Source organism: bacterium (genome assembly GCA_018812485.1).
Classification (GTDB): Bacteria; JAHJDO01; JAHJDO01; order JAHJDO01; family JAHJDO01; genus JAHJDO01.
In genome coordinates this window covers 1-23619 of record JAHJDO010000091.1, presented here as the reverse complement: position 1 = coordinate 23619, position 23619 = coordinate 1, and the positions used below count along the sequence as shown (strand labels likewise).

22 protein-coding genes and 1 tRNA gene are annotated in these 23619 nt (G+C 37.4%); 10 read left to right on the top strand and 13 right to left on the bottom strand.

Going from position 1 to position 23619, the window contains the following annotated elements; genetic code table 11:
- Positions 1-56 precede the first annotated feature (56 nt).
- Positions 57-1814: a DNA primase gene (gene dnaG / locus KKC91_07290; GenBank protein ID MBU0478356.1), complete on the top strand. Its 1758-nt coding sequence runs from the start codon at positions 57-59 to the stop codon at positions 1812-1814.
- A gap of 2 nt (positions 1815-1816) precedes the next feature.
- A complete protein-coding gene (gene rpoD / locus KKC91_07285) occupies positions 1817-3436 on the top strand; it encodes an RNA polymerase sigma factor RpoD (protein ID MBU0478355.1) in 1620 nt (539 codons plus the stop codon).
- A gap of 3 nt (positions 3437-3439) precedes the next feature.
- Here the strand turns inward: rpoD and KKC91_07280 are convergent, their stop codons facing one another.
- The 4 genes from KKC91_07280 to KKC91_07265 all read right to left on the bottom strand — a co-directional run bounded on the left by KKC91_07280 (position 3440) and on the right by KKC91_07265 (position 6672).
- Positions 3440-3706 carry a DUF4321 domain-containing protein gene (locus KKC91_07280; protein ID MBU0478354.1) on the bottom strand — a complete coding sequence of 89 codons (267 nt, stop codon included), beginning with the start codon at positions 3704-3706 and terminating at the stop codon, positions 3440-3442.
- Between the two features lie 27 nt (positions 3707-3733).
- The gene (gene amrS, locus KKC91_07275; GenBank protein MBU0478353.1) at positions 3734-4594 is read right to left on the bottom strand and encodes an AmmeMemoRadiSam system radical SAM enzyme; all 861 of its coding nucleotides are present in this window, start codon (positions 4592-4594) and stop codon (positions 3734-3736) included.
- 24 nt (positions 4595-4618) lie between these two features.
- On the bottom strand, positions 4619-5815 hold the full coding sequence (locus tag KKC91_07270; protein ID MBU0478352.1) for a 3-deoxy-D-manno-octulosonic acid transferase: 1197 nt from the start codon (positions 5813-5815) through the stop codon (positions 4619-4621).
- Between the two features lie 92 nt (positions 5816-5907).
- Entirely contained in the window at positions 5908-6672 is a 765-nt protein-coding gene (locus tag KKC91_07265) for a sulfite exporter TauE/SafE family protein (protein MBU0478351.1), read from the bottom strand.
- 125 nt (positions 6673-6797) lie between these two features.
- Here KKC91_07265 and KKC91_07260 point away from each other — a divergent pair, with 125 nt between their 5' ends.
- Complete coding sequence (locus tag KKC91_07260) at positions 6798-7433, top strand: SGNH/GDSL hydrolase family protein (protein MBU0478350.1); 636 nt, start codon at positions 6798-6800, stop codon at positions 7431-7433.
- On the opposite strand, the gene KKC91_07255 is transcribed toward KKC91_07260, so the two are convergent.
- Positions 7426-8655 (bottom strand): anaerobic sulfatase maturase, encoded by a 1230-nt coding sequence (locus KKC91_07255; protein MBU0478349.1) that lies wholly within the window; start codon positions 8653-8655, stop codon positions 7426-7428. The two genes, KKC91_07260 and KKC91_07255, sit on opposite strands and share 8 nt — an antisense overlap.
- Positions 8656-8667: 12 nt before the next feature.
- Positions 8668-10092, bottom strand: a complete 1425-nt coding sequence (locus KKC91_07250; GenBank protein ID MBU0478348.1) for a sulfatase — start codon at positions 10090-10092, stop codon at positions 8668-8670.
- A 177-nt stretch (positions 10093-10269) separates the two neighbouring features.
- Between KKC91_07250 and KKC91_07245 the strand changes: the two genes are divergently transcribed.
- From KKC91_07245 to KKC91_07220, 6 genes are read left to right on the top strand one after another with little or no spacing between them, the layout of a single operon-like run.
- Positions 10270-11037 (top strand): DeoR/GlpR family DNA-binding transcription regulator, encoded by a 768-nt coding sequence (locus KKC91_07245; GenBank protein ID MBU0478347.1) that lies wholly within the window; start codon positions 10270-10272, stop codon positions 11035-11037.
- Positions 11034-12185: a mannitol-1-phosphate 5-dehydrogenase gene (locus tag KKC91_07240; protein ID MBU0478346.1), complete on the top strand. Its 1152-nt coding sequence runs from the start codon at positions 11034-11036 to the stop codon at positions 12183-12185. The genes KKC91_07245 and KKC91_07240 overlap by 4 nt, the downstream gene beginning before the upstream one ends.
- Positions 12182-13222 (top strand): zinc-dependent dehydrogenase, encoded by a 1041-nt coding sequence (locus KKC91_07235; GenBank protein ID MBU0478345.1) that lies wholly within the window; start codon positions 12182-12184, stop codon positions 13220-13222. Before KKC91_07240 ends, KKC91_07235 begins: the two co-directional genes overlap by 4 nt.
- Before the next feature lie 20 nt (positions 13223-13242).
- On the top strand, positions 13243-14241 hold the full coding sequence (gene pdhA / locus KKC91_07230; GenBank protein ID MBU0478344.1) for a pyruvate dehydrogenase (acetyl-transferring) E1 component subunit alpha: 999 nt from the start codon (positions 13243-13245) through the stop codon (positions 14239-14241).
- On the top strand, positions 14238-15212 hold the full coding sequence (locus KKC91_07225) for an alpha-ketoacid dehydrogenase subunit beta (protein MBU0478343.1): 975 nt from the start codon (positions 14238-14240) through the stop codon (positions 15210-15212). Before pdhA ends, KKC91_07225 begins: the two co-directional genes overlap by 4 nt.
- Positions 15212-16363: a 2-oxo acid dehydrogenase subunit E2 gene (locus tag KKC91_07220; protein MBU0478342.1), complete on the top strand. Its 1152-nt coding sequence runs from the start codon at positions 15212-15214 to the stop codon at positions 16361-16363. Before KKC91_07225 ends, KKC91_07220 begins: the two co-directional genes overlap by 1 nt.
- Before the next feature lie 45 nt (positions 16364-16408).
- Here the strand turns inward: KKC91_07220 and KKC91_07215 are convergent, their stop codons facing one another.
- From KKC91_07215 to KKC91_07190, 6 genes are all read right to left on the bottom strand, one after another.
- Positions 16409-18007: an endonuclease/exonuclease/phosphatase family protein gene (locus KKC91_07215; GenBank protein MBU0478341.1), complete on the bottom strand. Its 1599-nt coding sequence runs from the start codon at positions 18005-18007 to the stop codon at positions 16409-16411.
- Positions 18008-18078: 71 nt separating this feature from the next.
- Positions 18079-18861 (bottom strand): TdeIII family type II restriction endonuclease, encoded by a 783-nt coding sequence (locus KKC91_07210; GenBank protein MBU0478340.1) that lies wholly within the window; start codon positions 18859-18861, stop codon positions 18079-18081.
- Between the two features lies 1 nt (position 18862).
- Positions 18863-20440, bottom strand: coding sequence for a site-specific DNA-methyltransferase (locus KKC91_07205; GenBank protein MBU0478339.1), 1578 nt, complete (start codon positions 20438-20440; stop codon positions 18863-18865).
- A gap of 61 nt (positions 20441-20501) precedes the next feature.
- Positions 20502-20924, bottom strand: coding sequence for a preQ(1) synthase (gene queF, locus KKC91_07200; protein MBU0478338.1), 423 nt, complete (start codon positions 20922-20924; stop codon positions 20502-20504).
- 11 nt (positions 20925-20935) lie between these two features.
- Positions 20936-21607: a 7-cyano-7-deazaguanine synthase QueC gene (queC, locus tag KKC91_07195; GenBank protein MBU0478337.1), complete on the bottom strand. Its 672-nt coding sequence runs from the start codon at positions 21605-21607 to the stop codon at positions 20936-20938.
- Positions 21608-22249: a radical SAM protein gene (locus tag KKC91_07190; protein ID MBU0478336.1), complete on the bottom strand. Its 642-nt coding sequence runs from the start codon at positions 22247-22249 to the stop codon at positions 21608-21610. It lies immediately after the preceding gene.
- Positions 22250-22318: 69 nt separating this feature from the next.
- On the opposite strand from KKC91_07190, the gene KKC91_07185 reads away from it, so the two are divergent.
- A tRNA-Leu gene (locus KKC91_07185) sits at positions 22319-22402 on the top strand.
- On the opposite strand, the gene KKC91_07180 is transcribed toward KKC91_07185, so the two are convergent.
- Positions 22403-23281 (bottom strand): FHA domain-containing protein, encoded by an 879-nt coding sequence (locus tag KKC91_07180; protein ID MBU0478335.1) that lies wholly within the window; start codon positions 23279-23281, stop codon positions 22403-22405.
- Positions 23282-23619: the final 338 nt, after the last annotated feature.

Genomic DNA, 23619 nt, shown 5'->3' with positions numbered 1-23619 from the left:
GCTAGACTAAAAAATTCTGTTTTTCAAAGAAATGTCAATAAAGGCAGTCTAAATCCATGGCTGGAATGATTCCTGAGTCAGTTATTGAGAGTATACAACAACAGAGCGATATTGTTTTAGTTATTTCCGGTTATATTCCTTTAAAGCAGGCAGGGAGAAGTTTTAAAGCACCGTGCCCGTTTCATCATGAAAAAACCCCGTCATTCATAGTCAGCCCTGAAAAACAAATATTCCATTGCTTTGGCTGTGGAGCAGGGGGTAATGTATTTGGCTTTGTAATGAAATACGAAAATATGACTTTTATTGAAGCGGTAGAGTTACTTGCAGATAAAGCAGGAATCTCTATTACAAGACAAAAAATAAATACGGATGTTTTAGACCTGTATAGAGTTAACAACGTAGCCTCTGATTATTTTAATAATATGCTAATAAATAGTTTAGAAGGCAAACATGCCTGTGAGTATCTGAAGAACAGGGGAATTGATACTCAGACAATTAAAGACTTTAAGCTGGGATATGCTCCAGCCTCTCCAAAGAGTTTGTTAGAATTTGTTAAAAAGGAGAAAATATCTGAAGCCGCTTTAGATAAAGCAGGAATAACTGCTTATGATTCTAGCGAGAAAAATAGGTATGTAAGATTTAAGAATCGTATTATATTTCCAATACATAATACACAGGGGAAGATCGTAGGTTTTGCGGGCAGAGCGCTTGATGATAAAACACTTCCTAAATATCTAAATTCTCCACAAACAGATTTATACAATAAGAGCAATATTCTTTATGGACTTAATATTGCGAAAAAGGAAATAGCTGATAATAATCATGTTGTTATAGTGGAAGGATACATGGATCTTTTATCACTTTATCAGGCAGGGTTTCTAAATGTTGTAGCATCCTCAGGAACATCCTTAGCAGTTCAGCAGGCCAAATTGCTGTTAAGATATGCCACAAAAGCGACTATAGTCTATGATGGAGATACAGCCGGAACTAAGGCAACATTACGTGGATTAGATATCTTGGTTGAGCAAGGATTAATGGTAAAAATTGTTAGACTGCCTGTAGGTGAAGATCCTGATAGCTTTCTTAATAAGTATGGAAAGAACAAGTTTTCCAATATGCTAAAAGAAGCGGTTGATATTATTACTTATAGGATTAGTATTTTAGAAGATCAGTTAGATTCAGCATCTATAGATGGCAAGGCAGAAATTGCAAAAAACATACTGCCTACAATCAGTAAGATAACAGATTCCATTAGGAAATCCGAATATATCAGGTATTTAGCAGCAAGGCTATCGTTGGATGAAGCGTCTGTATTAGATGAGCTGAGTAAAATAGAGGATCAAGCATCTGAGCGAATATTCTATCATCCAAGTGCCACTCTCTTACCAACAGAAAGGGTTGAGAAACACTTGCTGCAACTGATGCTAGAAGATACAGATATTGTTAAAAAAGTGCGTCAGTCTTTGGGGGTAGAGGACTTCCTAAATAATGACTATCGGCAGATTGTGGGCTTGTTATTTAAACTAGACATAGCTGGTAAAATGTTCTCTTGCAAGAATATTTTAAATCAGTTAGAAAGTGATGTACTTAAGGACATAGTTACAGGTCTCGTTATGGAAACTATTCCTCATTCCGAAAAAGGGAAAGAGGTTAATCAGACAATAGCAAAGTTGAAAGAGAAAAAAATAAATAAAAGGATAGCTGAGCTCAATGCAAGTTTAGAAAAAACAAAAGAAACAGGTGAAGTGAGGAGTCTTCTAAAGCAGATAATGGAACAGAAAGAATTGATAATACATTTGAAAGGTGAATGGTAAGTATGAATAAGAGAAAAAGATACCCTAAAGGCACAAAAAAGTTAATAGAATTAGGAAAGAAAGAAGGGCACTTGACCTATGAAGAGATAAATGAGATGCTTCCCGTTGATGTTATCTCATCAGAGCAGATTGATGATATTCTTATGATGTTAGGAGACATGAATATTGAGATTTTATCTGCTCCTGAGACTAAGATTACAGCTGTTTCAAAAGAAAAAGAGGTTGAAGAAGAACTGGATGTTGCTACAAAGTCAAAAGTTAGTGATCCTGTGCGCACATATCTGCATCAGATGGGACAGATTGATTTGCTTACCAGAGAGCAGGAATCAAAACTGGCGAAGAAGATTGAAAAGGCAGAGAGAAAATTAAGAATGCTAGTATTTACCTGTGGGTTTGCGCCCAAACAAATAAAGATCATAGTTGATAGGTATCTTAAAAAGCTAAAAGAGACTGAAACAGAAATTGAGGATATTCTCGATGATGAAATAAGCATCCAAAACAAAGATCTATTAGAAAGCATGCCTGCTTTATTAGATAGTATAAGCGACGCTGACATAAAAATTCATGATTTAAAGAGGAAACTGAAAAAACCTGGACTCTCAAAAGAACAGGAGTTAAAAATAACAGAAAAAATAAATCTCGGGAAAAATAGGATTATAAAAATCGGAAGTAAGCTTAAATTGTCTCAGACAGATATATTGGAAACTGCTAATAAGATAAAATATTCTCTTAAAGAAATGCAGGAGTTAAAAGCAAAGATTGACGAGGAAGCTAACCATAACATAAGCAAAAGTCGGAGAAGAATAAGATATTTAGAAGCAGAAGCCGCACTATCTTTTGACCAGCTGTCTGAATTAGTAAAGGAAATAGAGCATGAGGAAGTAAGAATTTCTGCAGTAAAGAAGGAAATGGCAGAGGCGAACCTACGTCTTGTTGTAAGTATTGCTAAAAAGTATGTCAATAGAGGCTTGCCTTTTTTGGATCTGATTCAAGAAGGCAACATAGGTTTAATGAAAGCTATAGATAAATTCGAGCATAAGCGAGGTTATAAGTTTTCTACTTATGCAACATGGTGGATTCGCCAGGCAATAACAAGAGCGATAGCTGATCAGGCTAGAACAATTCGCATTCCTGTGCACATGATAGAAACGATTAATAAGTTTGCAAGAGCATCACGTGAACTGATACAGGAGTTTGGAGAAGAGCCCAGCCCGGAGCAACTTGCAGAAAGAATGAAACTGCCTATAGATAAAGTTCGCGGCATAGTTAAGATAGCGCAGCATCCGATATCTCTTGAAGCACCAGTAGGAGATGAGGGAGATACGCATTTCGGAGATTTCATAGAGGATAAGACTATTGTTTCTCCATCAGCTGCTACTTCATCTGTAATGTTAAAGGAACAGTTAGAAGAAGTTCTAGTGACTCTTACTGAGAGGGAGGCAAGGATATTAAGACTCAGGTTTGGTCTTAATAATGGGTATCCCCATACCTTGGAAGAAGTAGGCAATGTATTCCATGTAACAAGAGAGAGGATTCGCCAAATAGAAGCAAAAGCTTTGAAAAAGCTATGCCACCCAATTAGGAGTAGAAAGCTTAGGGGATTCCTGGAAGCAACAGGTTGATTATTATACTTTTCTGTATATTAACAAAGCAAGTGTAATGCCAAGTAATCCACAGAGGTTGAGCTTTAACCCAAATCCCAAAGTTATACTCAAGACTACTAGATCTAAAGGTGCTGGGCCAAGCTGAAGCTTTGGACCTGCGATAAAAAAATTATGCCAGAAACCTGTGGGAATAAGTACGCCAAAAATTTCTCCTACTATACTGCCAACAAGCCCGCCTATCACTACCATTGCTAGAAACGAACCTACCCTGCCTTTTAATAATCCCATGACACAGCCCTCCCGAATTCTTGGTTATTATATCATTATATTCCCCAAATATACATACCTTAACTTTCTCTTTGCAATTTCACACGCCTGCTCCAGAGTTTCAATCGGAGTAATAGAACTGGTTTTCATCTTATAATGTGGGAAATATCGAGAAAAATGCAGAGGTATATCTACTCCTATGTTTTCTACTATCCAGTTGACGAGATTTTCAAAGTACTTGGTTGTATCATTAAATCCTGGGATAACAAGATTCGTTATCTCTATATGGCAGCTTGTGCTAGATATTTTTATTGTTTTCAATACAGTTCCAAGGTCTCCTTTGCAGATTTCTTTATAGAATTTTTCGTCAAAAGCTTTTAAATCGATATTCATAGCATCTATAAATGGTAGTAATTCTTTGAGTGGATTTTCATTAATATAGCCGTTTGTCACAAGCACGTTCTTCAAGCCTTTTTCTTTAGCAAGCTTAGCTGTATCCATTACATATTCATACCATATCATCGGTTCAGAGTATGTGTATGCAATGCCAATGGAACTTCTCTCCAGAGCCTTTTCTACAGCTTCAAATGGTGACATCTCGTGAGTAGAAACATTACGTTCTTGAGAGATCTGCCAGTTTTGACAAAAAGGGCAGGCAAAATTACAGCCAGTAGTGCCTAATGAGAGGATTAAACTTCCAGGGTAGAAGTGATACAACGGCTTTTTCTCTATGGGATCCATTCCGAGGGAACTAACGCGGGAATATATGTTTGAGAACAGCTTATTCTCTATATTTTCCCTTGCGCCACAGAATCCGCTTTTACCCTCCTTAATCTTACATAGCTTGGGGCAGAGCAAACATTGCACAGAATCATTGTTGAGCTTTTTGTAATATAGAGCTTCTTTCATAGGCAATTTATATTCTCTCCATGCCTAATTATTTAAAAATCTTGATATAACTTCAAGATTTCTTTTACTTGCGCCTTTGTTTTTTTGTACAGCCTCTTTTGCAATCTTACCAATTTGTTCTGCATATTCAGGATTTAAGATCAGCTTCAATAAACAAGCTGCAAGTTCAGCCTCATCAGATATCTGAATAGCTCCCTTGCACTCAAGAAGCAGCTTTGCACTCTCAGTAAAGTTATACATATATGGGCCAAAAACGACTGGTTTGCCCAGGCTTGCTGGTTCAATGACATTATGCCCTCCTGTAGGCACCAAACTTCCTCCAATAAATACAACGTCAGCTATAGTATATAGTTTAGATAATTCGCCGATTGTATCAAGTATTATAACTTGTTGTTTATCCCTCTTGATCTTATCTAATGTTGACCTTAAAATATAATCTATGTTTCTATCTTCTAATAATTTTGTTATTTCCCGAAAGCGTTCAGGATGTCTTGGAGCAAGTATTAGAAGAACGTTAGTGACTTTTTGACAAATATATTGAAATGCATCTAAGACTTTTTCTTCTTCCCCTTTATGTGTGCTGCCTGCAATAATAACCTTATCATTTTCTCTAATTCCAAAGAGTTTTGTAAACTTGTTTTTTACATCTGCGTTCTCTTCCTTGCTAACAAGTGCGTCAAACTTTGTATTTCCAGTTACTCTGACTTTTCTTTTTTCTGCGCCCAATTCCATGATTCTTGTTCTATCTTGTTCTGTTTGCATGCAAAATGCTGAGAAGTTCTTAAGGATATGTTTAAAGAGGAATTTTGCTTTTTTATAACGCTTGAAAGAGTCTGGAGATATACGGCCGTTTACAAGGATACATGGGATTTTCATGTCTTGAGCAGACTTGAGAAAATTTGGCCATATTTCTGTTTCAAATGTTATAAACATATTTGGGCTTATATGTGTTATGGCTTTTTTAACTGCGAACGAATAATCAAATGGAAAGAAGAATAATCCATCAATGTCTTTTATTTTCTTTGCAAACTGATTGCCTGTAGCAGTAACTGTTGAAAGAAAAATTCTATAATCAGGAAATGTTTTTCTGAACTCATCGATGAATGGCATTGCAGCTGCTACTTCTCCCACAGAAACAGCATGTATCCAGACTGATTTGCCAGATTGAGCTACGTTTATCAATGACTGAGGTAATTTACCAAATCGCTGTGATAAGTTCATTCTATACTTTTTAGTAAGAACAAGTTTGCATAAGAAATAAGGCGATGTAATGATAGATATAGAATACAAGAGAGTGTTATAAATGACGTATATCATACTTTTTTAAACAATATAGCTATCCCGGCAAGCACAAGTACAACAGCAAATATTTTCCTTAGTTTTTCTCGTGAAATCTTTACGCTTAGTTTTGCACCAAAAGGAGCGGCAACAACTGAGCCAATAGCTATAAGAATTGCAAGTTTCAAATTTGCGTCACCTCTGGCTATATATCCCACTACTCCTGAAAGAGAATTGAAGAATACAATAAAAAGGGAAGTCCCAACACATATATTCATAGGAATGCGTAAGAATATATGCATTACAGGAACCATGATCAATGCTCCTCCTATCCCAAGCAGGCCAGAAGCGGTTCCGGCAATTAGCCCTAGAATTAACGCTAATGATTTATTGAATTTTATGCCAGAAGTATTATTGGCAGCGGAAATTTTTTCCCCTCCGTTATTTGTCCCTATCCACATTCTAAAACCGAATATAATTACAACAACGGTAAATACAAGCTTAATTATATTATCAGGAATAATCTTATTAAGATAAGAACCAAGCTGGGCACCAATAATCCCAGTTAAAGACATAACAACAGCCAGTTTTAAATTAATCTGATTTTCTTTCCAATGCACAATTATTGCTGATATAGCAGTAAGTACAATTATATAAAGGCTTGTTCCAATTGCCTCTTTAATGGGCAATTGGAAGACAAACAGCAGAACAGGGACAAGAATTGAACCTCCTCCCATGCCCAAAAGCCCTGATCCGATTCCTGCAAATACGCCAGCTAAAGGGGCTAATAAATAGTACATTTAAGGAATTATACTTTAATATTATTACTCCGTCAAACGTACGAATTGATTTTCACATTGACACACAGACAACGGAATCATACAATCTCTACTGTTAATTGTTAAGAACGTAACAGGGAGGCAAAATGAAAATCAGAGATGGACAATCGGTTCTTTTTATAGGAGACAGTATTACGGATTGTGGAAGACGTACGACTGAACGCCCATTGGGTAACGGCTACGTCAAATTCTTCTCGGATATGTTAATAATTCGAGAACATCAAAAAGCTATAACTGTTATTAATAAAGGTATAGGCGGTGATGTTGTTACAGGGCTAAGAAATCGCTGGAATGACGATGTTTTGCGTAATAAACCTGACTGGCTTTCGATTAAGATTGGTATAAATGATATTCACAGAACTCTAAGGCGAAGTTCAGATGCAGTCCCTCCAGAGTTATACAGAGAGGCATATCAGGATATTATCTCACGAACTATATCTGCTTTACCTGCGTGTAAACTTATTCTCATAGATCCTTTTTATATAAGCAATGAGACTTCGCCAAGCTCATTCCGTAGTGCTGTTTTGAAATTATTGCCGGAATACTTGCAGATTGTTGATGAACTTAGTATGAAATATAACGCGCTTCACATCAAGACACACAAGATATATCAACGGCTGCTCAAAAATCATGAGCCTGATACATTTTGCGCAGAGCCTGTTCACCCAAACCTCACCGGACATCTGGTTATAGCAGAGGCTTTATACACTGCCATTAATTAATCCCGCAGCATTTCTTGTACTTTTTGCCGCTTCCGCATGGGCAGGGTTCATTTCTGCCTATTTTCATATGAGAAAACCTGTTTTGCATATCCCTTTGATTGGCAAGCTGTTGGATTTGTCTTTCTTTCTTTATTGATGAGGCAAGCTTCTCAAGCTCAGGAAGCGCGTGATTAAAGAAACGCTTCCATCCACTGCATAGCCAGCTCAAATTTCTTGAGTTATCTCTTAGACGATGCTTTAAACAATCACCTAAGCAGTATTTAAGATATTCACACCTGTCACACTCCTTATTCCAGAGGGCTTTCTTTTTGCCAAATTCTGTGTACTTTGGAGAAGCCAGAAGCTCTTCCCATGAATCATTCATTGCGTTTCCAAATTTTTTATTCCCGTCAACAAAGAAATCACACGGATATATATCTCCATTATATTCAACAACAAAATACTGACAGCAGTTATCTCCCATATGACAGACATTATATACACCGTCTACAATCAATGTGAGAATAGAATCAAACAGACGTACAGAGACTTTTCTCGTATCCCTTTTGATCCATTCATCAAATATCTCACATAGAAAATTACCCCATTCCTCTCCACTAATTGAAAAAGGCATGGGGTGTCCTTTATTGTCAAACTCCACACAGGGAATATATTGATGATAGAAAAATCCCATATCGCAGAGAAAACTATAAACTTCCTTAGCTTTTTTTACATTTGCCGAAGTAATGAGAGTCAGAATGTTAAACTCCACATTGTTCTGTTTTAGATGTTCTATGCCTCTTAAAACATCTGTATATGATCCACGTCCATCAGCAGTAATTCTGTAGCGGTTATGAATATTCTCTGACCCGTCAAGACTGACTCCTACTAAAAATTTGTATTTCGCAAGATGCTTTGCAAATTTCCCGTCAATTAATGTAGCATTTGTTTGAAGTCCGTTTGCGACCAAAGCCCCATTCTTACCATATTTCTGCTGCAGGTCGGTTATCCTGCGGAAAAAATCCACACCCATAAGCGTTGGCTCACCACCCTGCCAGCCAAAAACATACTGGTTCTGCTCTGTTTTCATATAGCTGGAAATCATTTGCGCAAGTACCTTATCGGACATGTGATGACGTTTTGATTCAGGATAGAGAGTACTCCGATCCAGATAAAAACAATACGGACAGTGCAGATTACAGTCAGCAGATGCAGGTTTTATTAAAAGAGAAAATGGTTTCATCCTGTCTGTATGTTAGCTAATGTCTTTGACATAGCGTTCGTCACCGACTTCCTTCTGAAGGCGATGAAGTTCGAGTTTCAGCTCTTTCGCAACATTCGCATACCTTGGATCATCATACACATTGTGAAGTTCATGGGGGTCCTCCAGCAAATCAAATAGTTCCCACTCGGGTTCATACGATTCATCAAATGCACCAGGTTGCCCAAGCGCGTCGGAGTAATAATAGATAAGCTTGTGCCGTTTCGTGCGGATACCATAGTGGGCATATACGTTGTGTGATGTATCCTTGTGCATCCAGTATCGGTAGTACATTGCCTGACGCCAATCCGACAGCTTTTCGGCGTACAAAAGTGGACAGAAGCTTCGTCCTTGGAAGTCATCGGGGATTGGTATCCCTGCAAGATCCATGAAAAGGGGTGCAAAATCCACATTCACTACAATGTCATCATTTATGGTCCCGGGATTGACTTCTTTCGGATAGCGAAGAATAAACGGCATGCGAAGCGATTCCTCATACATAAAGCGCTTGTCGTACCAGCCGTGATCACCGAGAAAGAAGCCTTGGTCAGACGTATATATGACGACTGTATTGTCACTGAGTCCTTCATCATCAAGCCAGTTAAGTACACGACCAACATTATCATCTATACTGGCAATTACCCGAAGATAGTCCTTGATGTATCGCTGGTATGCCCACTTCCGCAATTCTCGCTCCGGAAGTGTCCTGTTAATGCGGCATTTGAGATCTTTCTCGTTCATGTGAACGCCTACCCGCATTTTAGCTGCAGCTGCAGCTGTAGCGCGGTTAGAATAATCGTCGTATAGCGTATCAGGTTCAAGAATTTTCTCATTGAGAAACATGTGAGCATGCTTCTCATCTGATTCCCATTCTCGATGAGGGGCCTTGTGATGATAGAGCAGACAGAACGGACGGCTCTGATCTCGTTCCTTCAGCCAGTTGAGACTCATGTCTGTAATGAGGTCAGTCACATAGCCTGGTATCGTTCGTCTGGTGCCACCATCCGGCCCTTTGAAGATGAATTCCGGGTTATGATACAGTCCTTGTCCTGGAAGTACCGCCCAGTCGTCAAAACCAGTTGGGCAATGCTCCATGCCGGTGCCTAGATGCCACTTGCCAAAAATTGCGGTCTGGTATCCGCTTTCCTGAAGCAGCTTGGGAAAGGTCTTCAGACGATTGTCCATCGGCGTAGAGAGCGTAGTGACTTCATTTACGTGATTGTAGGTTCCGGTGAGAATGGTCGCACGGCTCGGTGTGCAAATCGAGTTCGTACAGAAGCAGTTGTTGAACCGCATTCCTCCCTTAGCAATACGATCTAGGTTAGGAGTCTTGTTGATTCTACTCCCATAGCAGCTCATGGCATGCGATGCGTGGTCGTCAGACATGATAAAAAGGATGTTGGGTCGAATTTTTGCCACTTGCCTAACGCTTTCTCGTTGTGAACGAACAAGTAATACACGAACTTTGTATTTTGAAGTTATCTTCTTTGCCTAAAATACCATACTTTTTTGAACAAAAAAAGAACAAAGTTAAAAAATTCTTGACAAGCAAATATGAGCATGATACTATTCAAAAACAAGCAAATATGAGCAGGAATGAGCATGTTCACGCATGAAAGACAGGAAAAAATAAAGGAAATCTTACGTAGCAAGAAGAGGATATCTGTGCCAGAATTAAGCACACAGTTTAATGTGTCAGAATCAACTATAAGAAGAGACCTGCACACACTGGAGAAAAACGGGCTGATTCAGAGAACACACGGTGGGGCGATTAATATTGATTCTGTGCGTTTTGAACCTCCTCTATCAGAAAAGGAAGTTCAATTCAGGGAGGAAAAATCGCAAATAGCAAAGCAGGCAGTTCAAATGATACGAGAAGGCGATACAATTGCATTCGATGGCGGCACCACAACCCTTGAAATAGCGCGAACTTTGCCGAATATGGCGAACTTAACTGTTGTTACAAATTCAGTAAAAATAATTGCTGAGCTGGCAAACTTACCAGACGTTAATGTTGTTGTAACAGGCGGGAACCTGCGCAGAATGAACATGACACTTGTAGGACCTATTTCAGACCAGACACTAGAAAATTTACATATTGATAAGTTGTTTACAGGCACAATTGGTCTAACATATGAAGAAGGGCTTACAACAACAGATGTTATCGAGGCAAAAACAAAGAGGTCTATGATTGAAAGAGCAAAAGAGGTGATTGTTGTTGCAGATTATAGTAAAATTGGTAAACTGGCATTTGCAAATGTAGCTTCTATAGACGTTATTGACAAACTGATTACAAATACTTGTGTTTCTAAAAATTTAGTAAGAAAGCTTCAGAAAAAGGGGATAGAGGTAATTACTGTATGAAAAAAGCTGTACAGTTTGGCGCAGGAAATATTGGAAGAGGATTTATAGGACAGCTTTTCTTCCAGTCTGGATATGAAACAGTATTTGTGGATATAAGAAATGAGGTTGTATCAGCAATAAATCAAGAAGGTTTTTATACAATCAACATAGTTGGAGAAAGACCATCATCCCTAAAGATTCATAATATCAGAGCAATAAATGCAAGAGACATTGAAGCGGTAGCTTCAGAACTTGCCTCTGCAGACATTGCGGCAACATCTGTTGGTAACAGTGTCCTGTCCAAGATAGCTCCGCTCATAGCAGAGGGACTGGTAGAAAGAAAAAAGGGCAATATAACAAATCCCCTTAACATTATAATATGTGAAAACCTCTTATGCGCTGGTCAGGTATTTAGAAAGCTCATTCTGAAATCTATTGATAAGACTCTGTGGGATTATGCGAAAAGGAATCTGGGACTCGTGGAGTCAGTTGTCAGCAGGATGGTTCCAGTGGTTCCTCAGGATATTCAGGGGAAAGATCCTCTTTATATTGCTGTTGAAGAGTATTGTACACTTCCTGTTGACAGAAAAGGGTTTATTGGTGAAATACCTGATATAAGAGACATGGTTCCCTATGACAACATAGCTGCTTATGAGGAAAGAAAGATATATACACATAACGCGGGACATTCTATATGTGCTTACCTTGGTTATCAAAAGGGATATGAGTTTGTATGGGAAGCACTGGAAGATAAAGAGATATACTCTGTTGTGACAGGAGCTTTAAGAGAAACAGGGGAAGCGCTTATTAAGAAACATAGTTTTAATTCGCAAAAGCACTATGAACATGTTGATGATCTATTGTACAGGTTCGCTAATAAAGCACTTGGAGATACAATATACAGGGTTGGAAGAGACCCAATACGCAAACTGGGGCCGAATGACCGTTTAATAGGCTCTGCAAAACTGGTTTTAGAGTATGGGATAGAACCTGTAAATATATGTAAAGGAATCGCAGCAGCACTGAAATATGATTATTCAGAAGATATATATGCTTGCAAGCTTTCGAATTCAATCAAACAAAAAGGAATAGATTGGGTTCTTAAGAATATTTGTAAAATTGATTCGCAAGGCAAAATAGCAAAACTTGTTAAAGGAGGATTGATATGAAAGTAGCTCTGCTGGAAGATATTGAGAAACTCAGGATTACAGAAATCGCTACTCCAAAACCGCAGGTTGGGGAGATACTGATAAAAATAGAAGCGTGTGCTATATGTGGGACTGACATAAAGATTTTTCATCATGGGCACAGGCTTATTACTTTTCCGCGTGTTACAGGACATGAGCTGACAGGAGAGATAACTGCAGTTGGAGAGAATGTCTCTAAATATAAAGTGGGTAATAGAATTGCAGTTGCGCCAGCTGTTCCATGTGGAGACTGCTATTACTGCCATCGCGGCAAGCAGGCAATGTGCGAAAACCTGCAGGCAATTGGCTATTTCTGGAATGGTGGATTTGCGGAGTATATGATTGTCCCAAAAGTTGCTGTAGATAATGGATGTGTAAATTTTCTGCCTGATAATGTTTCGTTTGAAGAAGGAGCACTCGCAGAGCCTCTAGCCTGTGTTATAAATGCACAGGAGCTTTCAAATGTAGGTATGGGGGATATTGTTGTAGTAATAGGGGCTGGACCTATGGGGTGTTTGCATACAGAACTTGCTCGTGCAAGAGGAGCAACAAAGACTGTAATGATAGAAGTGTCAGAGGAAAGATTGGAGCTTGCAAAAAAGACTGTAGAGGTTGACTTATTTATCAATCCATCTAGAGAAGATAGTATAAAACTGGTTAGAAGATTTACTGATGGCAGAGGAGCAGATAAAGTTATAGTTGCATGTGGGGTTGGCAAGGCACAACAAGACGCAATTGAAATGGTTGCAAATCTTGGAAATGTAAACTTTTTTGGCGGGTTGCCAAAGGATAATCCATATATACAGTTTGATAGTAATGCTGTTCATTATAAAGAGTGCTCTATAACCGGAACGCATGGATCCAGCCCTTGTCATAATCAGATAGCTATAGACTTAATATCAAGCGGGAAGATAAAGATAAAAAAATACATAACAAAGGAGTTTAAACTTGACGACTTGAGAGAAGCAATAGCGAGAGCAGAGACAGGAAAAGAAATGAAAATAATTGTAAAACCATAAACATAAAGGAGCAGAATTGCATGAAAGAATCTAAAGAAGAATTGATCGGTTATCTTCGTAAGATGATGGAGATACGCCTATTTGAGGAAAAGGTTATGGAACTGCTTGCGAGAAACGTAATAAAAGGCGCGTCACATCTCTATGCAGGAGAGGAAGCTGTTGCAGTAGGAGCGTGCAGTGCAATAAAGCCGGATGATTACATCACAAGCACACATCGAGGTCATGGACATTGTCTTGCAAAAGGCGGCAAACTCCCTGAAATGATGGCAGAACTTTGCGGTAAAGCAACAGGATACTGCAAAGGAAGAGGAGGTTCCATGCACATTGCAGACGTTACAGCGGGAAATCTTGGAGCGACAGGTATAGTTTGCAGCAATGTTCCTGTCGCAGTTGGAGCAGCTCTATCTGTAAAGATGAGAAAAACTTCCCAGGTTGTCCTGTGTTTCTTTGGAGACGGCGCATCAAATAACGGTGTTTTCCACGAGTCGCTGAATATGGCAGCTGTGTGGAAACTTCCAGTTGTATTTGTATGTGAGAATAATCTGTACGGAATGAGTGTTGCTGCAAGCAGGTGTTCAGCAGTTCAGGACATGGCTGATAAAGCCAAGGCGTATGACATACCAAGCATGATTTGTGATGGCATGGATGTACTTGCTGTTCGGGAAACCATAAAAAAAGCTGTTGAGAGAGCTCGCAAGGGAGATGGCCCTACACTTGTGGAATGCAAGACATATAGATATTTTGGCCATTCAAGAAGTGATCCCAGGGCGTACAGGACAAAAGAAGAGGAAAAGGAATGGAGGAATAAGTGTCCTATTAAGCAGTTCAGTAAAAAATTAGTAGATAATAAAATTTTTACTGAGCAAGAGATTGCTCAAATTGAGAAACAGGCTGAGGAGGACGTGGAAAGCGCAGAGAAATTTGCTGTTGAAAGCCCATATCCTAATGTTAAAGAACTAAGAGATGATATTTATGCTCCATCTCCAACGGAGCTAGTAAATGGAGGTGCCATAAGATGAGAGAAATACTATATAAGGATGCACTTGTTGAAGCTATGCGGGAAGAAATGGAAAGAGACGAAAAAGTTTTTGTTATGGGAGAGGATGTAGCGATATATGGAGGAGCTTATGGAGCAACAAAAGGATTATATGAACAGTTTGGAGAGGATAGGGTAAGGGATACAGCAATATCTGAATCAGCTATAGTTGGCGCTGCTATTGGCGCTGCAATAACAGGCATGAGACCAATTGCAGAGATCATGTATATTGATTTTATTACTCAGGCAATGGACCAGCTTGTAAATCAGGCAGCAAAAATGAGATATATGTTTGGCGGGAAAACTACTGTTCCCATGGTGCTCAGAACTGAAGGTGGAGCCGGCAGATGTATTGCAGCTCATCACTCTCAAAGTCTTGAGGCATGGATAATGCACGTACCTGGATTATATCTTGTAATGCCTTCAACTCCATATGATGCAAAAGGGCTGCTAAAGGCATCTATTCGAGATGATAATCCGGTCGTATTTATTGAACATAAGATGCTTTACGGTATGAAGGGGGAAGTTCCTGAAGCTGATTATATAATCCCTTTGGGAGTTGCTGATATCAAGAAAAAAGGTAGTGATGTTACTATTGTGGCATATTCCAGACAGCTTCATGTAGCTATGGAAGCGGCAACAGAGCTTGAAAAGGATAATATTTCAGCAGAAGTCATTGATCCAAGAACGCTCAAACCTTTAGATATTGATACTATTTTGACGTCTGTTAAAAAGACATCTAAACTTGTTATTGTATCAGAGGGATATAAAACGGGGAATGTGGCTAGTGAAATTGCAATGCTGGTTATGGAGCATGGATTTGACTTATTGGATGCTCCTGTGAAGAGAGTATGTGCTGTAGATGTGCCTGTTCCAATGAGTCCTGTATTGGAAGATGCAGCAATTCCAAATAAACAAAATGTAATAAATGCAGTTAAGGAGATATGCCAATGATTAAAGAAATTATAATGCCGAAACTCGGCCAAACCGTTGAAGAATCAACAGTTGGTAAATGGCTTAAAAAGGAAGGAGACAAAGTAGAAAAAGGAGATGTGCTTCTTGAGATTACAACTGATAAAGCAACTCTTGAAGTAGAATCATTTGCGAATGGAGTGCTTAGAAAGATTGTTCACAAAGAGGGAGATATTGTGCCAGTTCTAACAGTTATTGGATACATTGCTGGTAGTATGGATGAGGAGATTCCTGAGAAACCACGGGAACAATTACAAGAAGAAAAAAAAGAGGAAGAGGCATTTGTTGAGGAACCTGTTCAAGAAGTTCAGGATAAATCCATCATAGAAGAAGTCAGAATAAAGATTTCTCCATTAGCAAAAAGACTGGCAAAAGAAAAAGGGATTGATGTAACAAAGGTTAACGGAACCGGACCTGATGGAAGGATTGTCAAAGAAGACATACTTGCTTTTGGAGGGGCAGAAAAAATTACTGCAAAGACAATCCCATTAAGCGGGATAAGAAAGGTTATTGCGAAAAGACTCCAGGAAAGTAAGCAGACGATTCCTCACTTTTATCTTTCAACAGAGATAGATATGACGGAATGCGTAAAAGCCAGAGCCGAAAAATCACCAAAGCCTGCGTTTAATGATATTATTATAAAAGCTTCAGCTCTTGCAATATCTGAAAATCCAGAAATAAATTCTTCTTTTAAGGGTGACTCAATTGAGATTGTTGGAGATATAAATATTGGACTTGCGGTAGCTGTGGATGATGGTCTGGTTGTTCCTGTTATACGAAACGCAAATAAGCTGGCAATATCCGATATTTCTAAGAAGCGTGACGAGCTTGTAAAAAAAGCAAGAGGAGGAAAACTCCTGCCATCCGATTATGAAGGAGGAACATTCACAATCAGTAATCTGGGAATGTTTGAAATAGACAATTTTTCAGCAATCATAAATCCGCCTCAGAGTGCGATTTTAGCTGTTGGCAGAATAAAACAAAAACCAGTTATTATTGATGGGAATATTGGCATTCGGTCAATGATGCAGGTCACAGCTTCCTTTGATCATAGGTGCATAGACGGCGTGCTTGGAGCAAAATTCCTGCAAAAGGTTAAGGAGCATCTAGAGAATCCAAAAGATATTATGTGACACGCTGTCATTGAAGCAATCTCGCTTTCTTAGCTTGTTTTCTATTCACTTAATTTGCGCCTTTTTTTCTATGACAATTTGAGGGTGTTTATAGCATCCTATTTTTACATATTTCAGTACAATTTTTGAATTGTTTTTCGGCCTTAACTTTTCATCCCTGAAGTACAATTTAATTTTCCTGTTATTGCCATAATAAAAATATCCTCGTTTATAAATACCTTCAGCTTCTGATATGACTTCGCTTTGAAGACCCGGTTCAGAGAAATCAGCCAAAGGATCACTCAACAAATGAGGAGCAAAATCAGCTGCTTTCCCAATTTCTTTAATATCACCAACCTCTGTGATTTCACGAAGCCCATGATAGTCATACAGCATTTTTACAGTAAGATTATAAATACTACCATGCTCCAGGTTATTCCCTGCTTTGTATATAAAGATTGCTCGGCCATTTTTTTGTTTGATGACAACATCATTCCCATACTTATAGATAACGATGCAATGTTCAAGACGGTAGTTGACATTTCCAATTTTTGAAGTGTAAAGGTCAGAGATAGCCCTTTTTTGCAACTTTAAAGGAGCGATATCATCTGGAAAGGTGTCATGCTTTTTAAAACGAAAAGGTTCAGTGGAAAAATACGCAAAAATCGGTAAGTGATCCGAGTATCCTTCACCCAGATGCTTACCCCTGCCACTTTTTGCCCTTTGCCAGCGGTAGATGGCGTTTCCCTTGAACAGATAGTCAGGATCGAATTTGTCAAACGAATTATCGCTATAGGAAATTCCTTTATCATCATAAAGTCCTTTGGATATGATAATATTATCAGGACCGCCCTTCTCTCCGAAAAAATTGTAAGACCAACGTCTAGTTTTTTTAATTTCAAGCCATAAATTATACAGATGCTCATTAAAGGTCTGTGTTGCTAAAATCTGTTCATTTACCATTTCAGAATCTTTGATAGTCCTGAGAATATGATTGATTCCTGTAATGCCTGCAGTGTCGTTCAGCCTGCTGGAATCTCTGAAGGTTTTGTATTCGTTATAGTTTGAATTAAAATCACCTATCAGTATGAAGTCAACATTATCTTTTAGTCCGTCAATATCTTCCTTGAGCTTTTTAGCATAATCTATCCTCAAGCTTTCAGGACCTCGTTTCGATTTCCAGTGATTAATAAACAGGATGAGACTACTCCCATCAATATTAAGAGTTACTTTAAAAATATTTCTGGCAAATTTATTATCAATCTGTATTTCTTCTTTCTCTATAATTGGAAACTTGGATAGAACAGCGCATTTCACGGTCGTGCTCTTGGAATTTGCAATCTCAAAATAAGGATAATCCAACCCGAAGTCTTTCAGTCTATTACGTAAAAGGATAAGAGATTTTTTAGATTCGACCTCCTGTAATGTGATAACATCAGCTCTCAAATCCTTTATTACTTCTGCGATATTTGTGATTTTAATGTCGACGATATCTTTTGTCCAGCCATAGCCGGTGTTCGGAATATACTCGGTGTATTCGGTCCCGTCCTTATTAAGGTCGAAAAGGTTTTCAACGTTATAACTTGCAACCTTAAAGGTTCTTGCTTCTATTGACGTTATACAGCAAAATAAAATAAGCAAAACTAACGCGATTGTCTTTTTCATCACATTATAGAATTGCAATTCTGGCAGAACATCTTTTAAGTGCTTTTTCGACAGATACGTTATGTGTATTCTTAATAGGAATCCAACTTTTCTTTTGCTATTTGTTTGAATTTCTTATTCAATTGTTCCTTGAAATTCTTTCCTACTATATCAAATGTTTTTAATAATTCAGGAAAGGTGTCTTTCCCACCAATAAAATCCCAATATTCATCGCCAACTAAAAAATCATTTTGTGAATCCATCATTCCAACTTCTGTAAAACGATGATATGGTTTTGGATGATATGGATTATAAGGAAATGCAAGGTATACCTTGATAGGCATTCTTTTTCTGGCAACCCATTCTAATAATTTTGTTTTGCTTTTTTCAAACACATCAATATTTGGCTTTACTGTTTTGATCTCAAAATAGTATTCTTGTCCGTTGCGTTTCATATAGAAATCTGCAATGTTTCCTGATTTTTGAAACTCGCCGTTTATTGCTGCTGCTTTTAAAACTTCCTTTATTTCTTCTTCTATTTTTGCTTTTCTGTCGCCATTTCTAAGTTTTGCAATGATATTGGCAATAACTGTTTTTTGTTCTTTTGAGATAGCTCCTCCAACTCCATAATTTCTAAAAACTTCCTCTGATGTTTCAGACGCAATTATAACTGAAACTTCTTCATAAATGCTCATACCAAGCGTTGTAGCCATAGAGTGTATAAATGAGTATGCTGCAATTTTTTCATTATCTTGAATAAGTCTGGCTAAAAATGGCATTGATGTAGTTTCTCTGCCATAAGATTTTAATTTATTTTCTATCTTCTTTGATAATAGTTCTTCTATTCTTTGCTTTTGATTGTTTGATAATGCCATTTTACTTTTCCTTCATATGAAATATTATTTCAGCATAAGCAGACCTATCTTTTTCGACACGATTCAAAACAGGTCTTTTATACTCATTTACAATTTTCATGTTAGATAGTTCAGCAATTTGTGAATAAAGACCATACTTATCATTTGCTACCAAAAACACATCATAACCTTGTTTCAAAAATTGCTTACAGTTATTCAAAACATCAGAAATACCTTTGATATAAGATTTTCGCGCTTCTAACCCTTGTCCTTTGCATAAAGGACCTATTTCTAATTCATCTTTTCTTTCAAACCCAAATAAATCGTACGAATACGCATGTTGTTCATGATAATCTATTAACCCTACATAGGGAGGACTGGAAAATATTCCAGCTATTTTGTTTTCTTTAGCTAATTTTCCAAATGCAGGATATTTTTTTTCTAATTCATCAAAAACATTTATTGTTCTACTGTCTCCTGTTAAACAGTTTTGAAAAGTTTTAGTACGTAGTTTGTCAAATTGATTAATTCTTTTGATAGTATCTTGAACGTAACTTTGCCACCAACTTAAAATAGAAAATAATGGTTTGCATATCTTTCCATGTTTTTTGCAATAATAGGTGGACGTCACGGGTTCTTTTAAAGTACCTAAATCTGAATGCGTGGTTGCTCTGCAGGATCGAATTGTGCGACTTAAAACAAGAGCAAGAAGCTTCTTTGTTTCTAGGTTTTTAATTGGCTTTATTTGTTGAAAAACAAAATTGATTTCATCTCTCACAACCTTTAAAAACCATTTATCAAGAAACAAATCATTACGCCTCTGCTTAAGTGAAATATTATATTTTCCAATAAGCTTATAGTAGATTTCTGAAAATTTCTCAGATTTTTGCTTTCCATAAAATTTTTCGTCAATCGCTTTTTGCCTTACCTTGTGCTTAAATTCAGGGGACGGGAAAAATTTATTATTAAATATTCTAAGTTCACTCAATAATTCGTCTTCAAATTTAACATTATTTTTCTCTTGTAAAAATATCTTAAGATTTTGTGTGATTTCATTTGCTGTATTTCTAATATCATCAATATCGTATTTTCCAACTTTGACATTGCTTATAAAGGCGTTAAAAGCGGAAATATCGATTCCAACAGAATTTAAACCTAATTCATTTGCTTGGACAAGAGTTGTTCCACTACCGCAAAAAGGATCTAAAATAATATCAATCGGATTAAAAAAAACTTCGTTTTTAAATTTATCTGTATGCTGATCTAAAAAATATTCCACCAGTTGTGGAATGAATTTACCTTTGTATGGATGCAGTCTATGAACATGTTTAGTTGTTTCTGACTCTTTGTATTCAGAAAAAGATAAATTCCAATTTAAATCATCTCCAAGTTGTTTTTTCCATCTATCTTCTTTGGTTCCAAGATGTGAATTGTAATATTTTTCTAAATCATACCTATTAACAAAAGCACTTCCATTATCTCCATTTTTAGAAATTCTGCCGTATTGAATTAGATAAGATATATTTGATGGAGTAACATCCTTGCTTATATGTTTGGATGCCCATATGCTTGCATCTTTAATTGTCATCAAATCTTGCATATTCTATTTTCTCTCATTTCGTAACCTTGTATCCATTTTAACACACAACATCATACATTATCTAGTCGCTTGATTCTTCAGGGTAGCTTGCTTCTACATTGATGCTTATTCCTCCACGAGGACAGAATTCTCCAGTAACTAAGGCTTTTTTTGGATTACATGCCTTTATAATATCATCAAGGATTCTGTTAACGGCCTCTTCGTGAAATGCAGCAAAGTTTCTAAAAGAGAATAAATATAGTTTCAAAGACTTACTTTCTATGCACTTTTTATCGGGCATATAACGGATTGTTATTATGCCAAAATCCGGCTGGCTGGTAACAGGACATATTGATGTAAACTCAGGACAGTCAAAGCTAATCCAATAATTTCTGTTGGAATATTTGTTTTCAAATGTTTCCAGTTTGGCTTTATCAGGAGAAGCAGGATATTTAATTTTGCTTTTACCAAGTATTGTTAAATTATCTATGCGTTCTTTAGGCATTTTGCTTCCTCCTATGTGGAATATTGTATAGGATCTTCATAACCAGTCTCCCTGAATCCCTTTAATCTAAATTTACAGCTGTCGCATTTTCCGCACGCTTTACTGCCAGTACGTGGATTATAACAGCTCCATGTTATGGAATAATCAATTCCTAATTCAACGCCTTTTTTTATAATTTCTGCTTTAGACATTCTGAGTAAAGGCGCATGAATCTTTATTTGCTTTCCTTTAATACCGGCTTTAGTCCCGAGATTTGCTAGGTTTTCAAATGCTTTTAAATACTCAGGCCTGCAATCCGGATAGCCACTATAGTCGACTGCGTTTGCTCCGATAAATATATCGTTTGCTCCAACAACCTCTGCCCAGGCCAATGCAATAGAAAGGAATATAGTATTTCTCGCTGGAACATACGTAACAGGTATTTCCATTGGTCTGCTATCTGTTGGGATATCTATATTAGCTGTTAGTGCAGAGTCTCCAATTTTGGTTAGATCTACCACTATAATTTTGTGTTCCTTAACATAAAAAGAACTAGCAACTTTTTTCGCGCTTTTAATCTCAATCTTGTGACGCTGTCCATAATCAAGAGTTAATGAGTACAACTCGTAGTTTTCTGCTTTAGCAATAGCCATTGAAGTTGTTGAATCAATCCCTCCGCTACTGAGAACTATAGCCTTTTTCATCTAAACACCTCTCGTATCTGGCCCCCATATATATTTATGAATCTGAATCTGCATCCTAACGTCCAGATTATCACAGCAAATCCATTTAGCGAGTTCTTTGGGAACCAGTTTACCATAAACAGGTGAGAAATGAACATGGTTTACTCGTTGAGCAAGGTTGCATTTTGTCACTATGTCCTTTGCCCAATCATAATCCTTTCTATCGCCTATTACAAACTTAACCTCATCCTTTTTCCTTAAATACTCAATATTTTTCCACAGCATATTGGCGCTCATTTTGCTTCCCGGGCATTTCAAATCAAGTATTATTATTGCGTGTTGATTTATATTTTTAATGCTGATACTCCCATTTGTTTCAATTAAAACAATATATTTTTGCTTAATTAAAGCGGCAATCAGTTCAATGGTTTGTTTTTGCAGAAGAGGCTCTCCTCCTGTAATTTCTACCAGATTTGACCGCAATGTCTTGACTTTTTGGATTATTTCTTCTATGGATAAATCGCTCCCTTTTTTGTAAGCATACTTTGTGTCACAGTAACTGCATCTGAGATTACAGCCTGTAAGTCTTACGAAACTGCACAGTTTACCAGCAAAGCTTCCCTCGCCCTGAATGCTTTTAAAAATTTCATTAACCTTAATCATGAATTACCTGAATTCTTTTTGACATCAAATCGAAATTTGCTATTATGTAGAAAAATTCGAGAAGTTCCTGCCGGGATGGTGAAATTGGCAGACACGCTAGCTTGAGGGGCTAGTGGGAGAAATCCTGTGCGAGTTCAAATCTCGCTCCCGGTACTATCTGGTTATTTTACTGTTTGTGTAATCAATAATATATTCTCTTTCTTCATCAAAAATATCAGTAAAGAGGACACCTGTATCAAAATCATTATCCATTCTTCTTTTTTTTGAGTATATGACACGTGCAAGGGCATCAATTTGAGAGCCATAACCAGGAATCTTTATTTCCAGCTCCAGGATTGTACTTCTTGTTATACAGTCAGCTGTCTTTATACAAACCCCACCACCACCTATATTTTTTGTATAAGTTTGGGCATCCTTCATGCCTGTTGGAGAATATGCAAGGTAATTGACAGCTACTTTCATATCCAGACGAGGGTACTTTCTGTGATCAGCACCAGTATATGCTTTCTCTCTTTCTTTAGTGTCTATCCTAACTATTTCTTCACCTTGTTTTCTAAAGATAATATTTGCATTTATATTTGCAATTCCTATTTCATCACCTGTTTTTAATATCTGGGATTGAACAGACTTTCCATTTATGAATGTACCGCCTCTGGAGTTTAAGTCATATATTGCATATCCATCTATCTGTGGCCTGATCTTTGAATGTCTTCTTGATACAGTTACTTCATCCAGAATTAATTGGTTATCCTCATCTCTGCCGATCCAGAATTCCTTTCTTGAGGTTATAAGAAATTCTTTGACTTTTCCCTCTGCTTCTTCAACGATCAATCTTGCATTTGGCAGGGATATATCTCCAATCTTGCCTTCCGGAATTTTAGATCTTTTTGGTGTTTTCGTTTTGCTTGTTATAAGAGATTCGATTATCCTGAAAATTTCTTTATAATAACTCAGTAGTAACAAGACACCTACAAAAACTCCACAAACGCCAAAGATTATGAAACTAAATTTAACAGGATGGTCCTTTAGCATTCGTTCAATTTTGCTAATTGCAAAAACATTTCTTGGGGAAAATAGAAATATAATAACTTGGAAAATGATTAAATTTAAACTCTTATTTTGCACTAACAATATGTCCTGTGTTTATTCGTCAAGGCTATCATAAGATATATCCATAGTCAATTAGGTAATTTGCGTTGTCAGATAAAATTTAAAAGTGCACAGTTTTTAAGCGATTTAAGTTTTAAAAGTGCACACCTAAAAAGCCCCCAAGAATTGGGGGTTTGGGGGCATACGTGTTAAGTTAAGCGATGCATTTTCTGATTATGGGTTTCTCAATTTCGAGTATTGGATCACATTGAGTTTCCATG

Coding starts and splice junctions, on each gene's coding strand:
- dnaG (MBU0478356.1), top strand. CDS start 57: ATGGCTGGAATGATTCCTGAGTCAGTTATTGAGAGTATACAACAACAG.
- rpoD (MBU0478355.1), top strand. CDS start 1,817: ATGAATAAGAGAAAAAGATACCCTAAAGGCACAAAAAAGTTAATAGAA.
- KKC91_07280 (MBU0478354.1), bottom strand. CDS start 3,706: ATGGGATTATTAAAAGGCAGGGTAGGTTCGTTTCTAGCAATGGTAGTG.
- amrS (MBU0478353.1), bottom strand. CDS start 4,594: ATGAAAGAAGCTCTATATTACAAAAAGCTCAACAATGATTCTGTGCAA.
- KKC91_07270 (MBU0478352.1), bottom strand. CDS start 5,815: ATGAACTTATCACAGCGATTTGGTAAATTACCTCAGTCATTGATAAAC.
- KKC91_07265 (MBU0478351.1), bottom strand. CDS start 6,672: ATGTACTATTTATTAGCCCCTTTAGCTGGCGTATTTGCAGGAATCGGA.
- KKC91_07260 (MBU0478350.1), top strand. CDS start 6,798: ATGAAAATCAGAGATGGACAATCGGTTCTTTTTATAGGAGACAGTATT.
- KKC91_07255 (MBU0478349.1), bottom strand. CDS start 8,655: ATGAAACCATTTTCTCTTTTAATAAAACCTGCATCTGCTGACTGTAAT.
- KKC91_07245 (MBU0478347.1), top strand. CDS start 10,270: ATGAGCATGTTCACGCATGAAAGACAGGAAAAAATAAAGGAAATCTTA.
- KKC91_07240 (MBU0478346.1), top strand. CDS start 11,034: ATGAAAAAAGCTGTACAGTTTGGCGCAGGAAATATTGGAAGAGGATTT.
- KKC91_07235 (MBU0478345.1), top strand. CDS start 12,182: ATGAAAGTAGCTCTGCTGGAAGATATTGAGAAACTCAGGATTACAGAA.
- pdhA (MBU0478344.1), top strand. CDS start 13,243: ATGAAAGAATCTAAAGAAGAATTGATCGGTTATCTTCGTAAGATGATG.
- KKC91_07225 (MBU0478343.1), top strand. CDS start 14,238: ATGAGAGAAATACTATATAAGGATGCACTTGTTGAAGCTATGCGGGAA.
- KKC91_07215 (MBU0478341.1), bottom strand. CDS start 18,007: ATGAAAAAGACAATCGCGTTAGTTTTGCTTATTTTATTTTGCTGTATA.
- KKC91_07210 (MBU0478340.1), bottom strand. CDS start 18,861: ATGGCATTATCAAACAATCAAAAGCAAAGAATAGAAGAACTATTATCA.
- KKC91_07205 (MBU0478339.1), bottom strand. CDS start 20,440: ATGCAAGATTTGATGACAATTAAAGATGCAAGCATATGGGCATCCAAA.
- queF (MBU0478338.1), bottom strand. CDS start 20,924: ATGCCTAAAGAACGCATAGATAATTTAACAATACTTGGTAAAAGCAAA.
- queC (MBU0478337.1), bottom strand. CDS start 21,607: ATGAAAAAGGCTATAGTTCTCAGTAGCGGAGGGATTGATTCAACAACT.
- KKC91_07190 (MBU0478336.1), bottom strand. CDS start 22,249: ATGATTAAGGTTAATGAAATTTTTAAAAGCATTCAGGGCGAGGGAAGC.
- KKC91_07180 (MBU0478335.1), bottom strand. CDS start 23,281: ATGCTAAAGGACCATCCTGTTAAATTTAGTTTCATAATCTTTGGCGTT.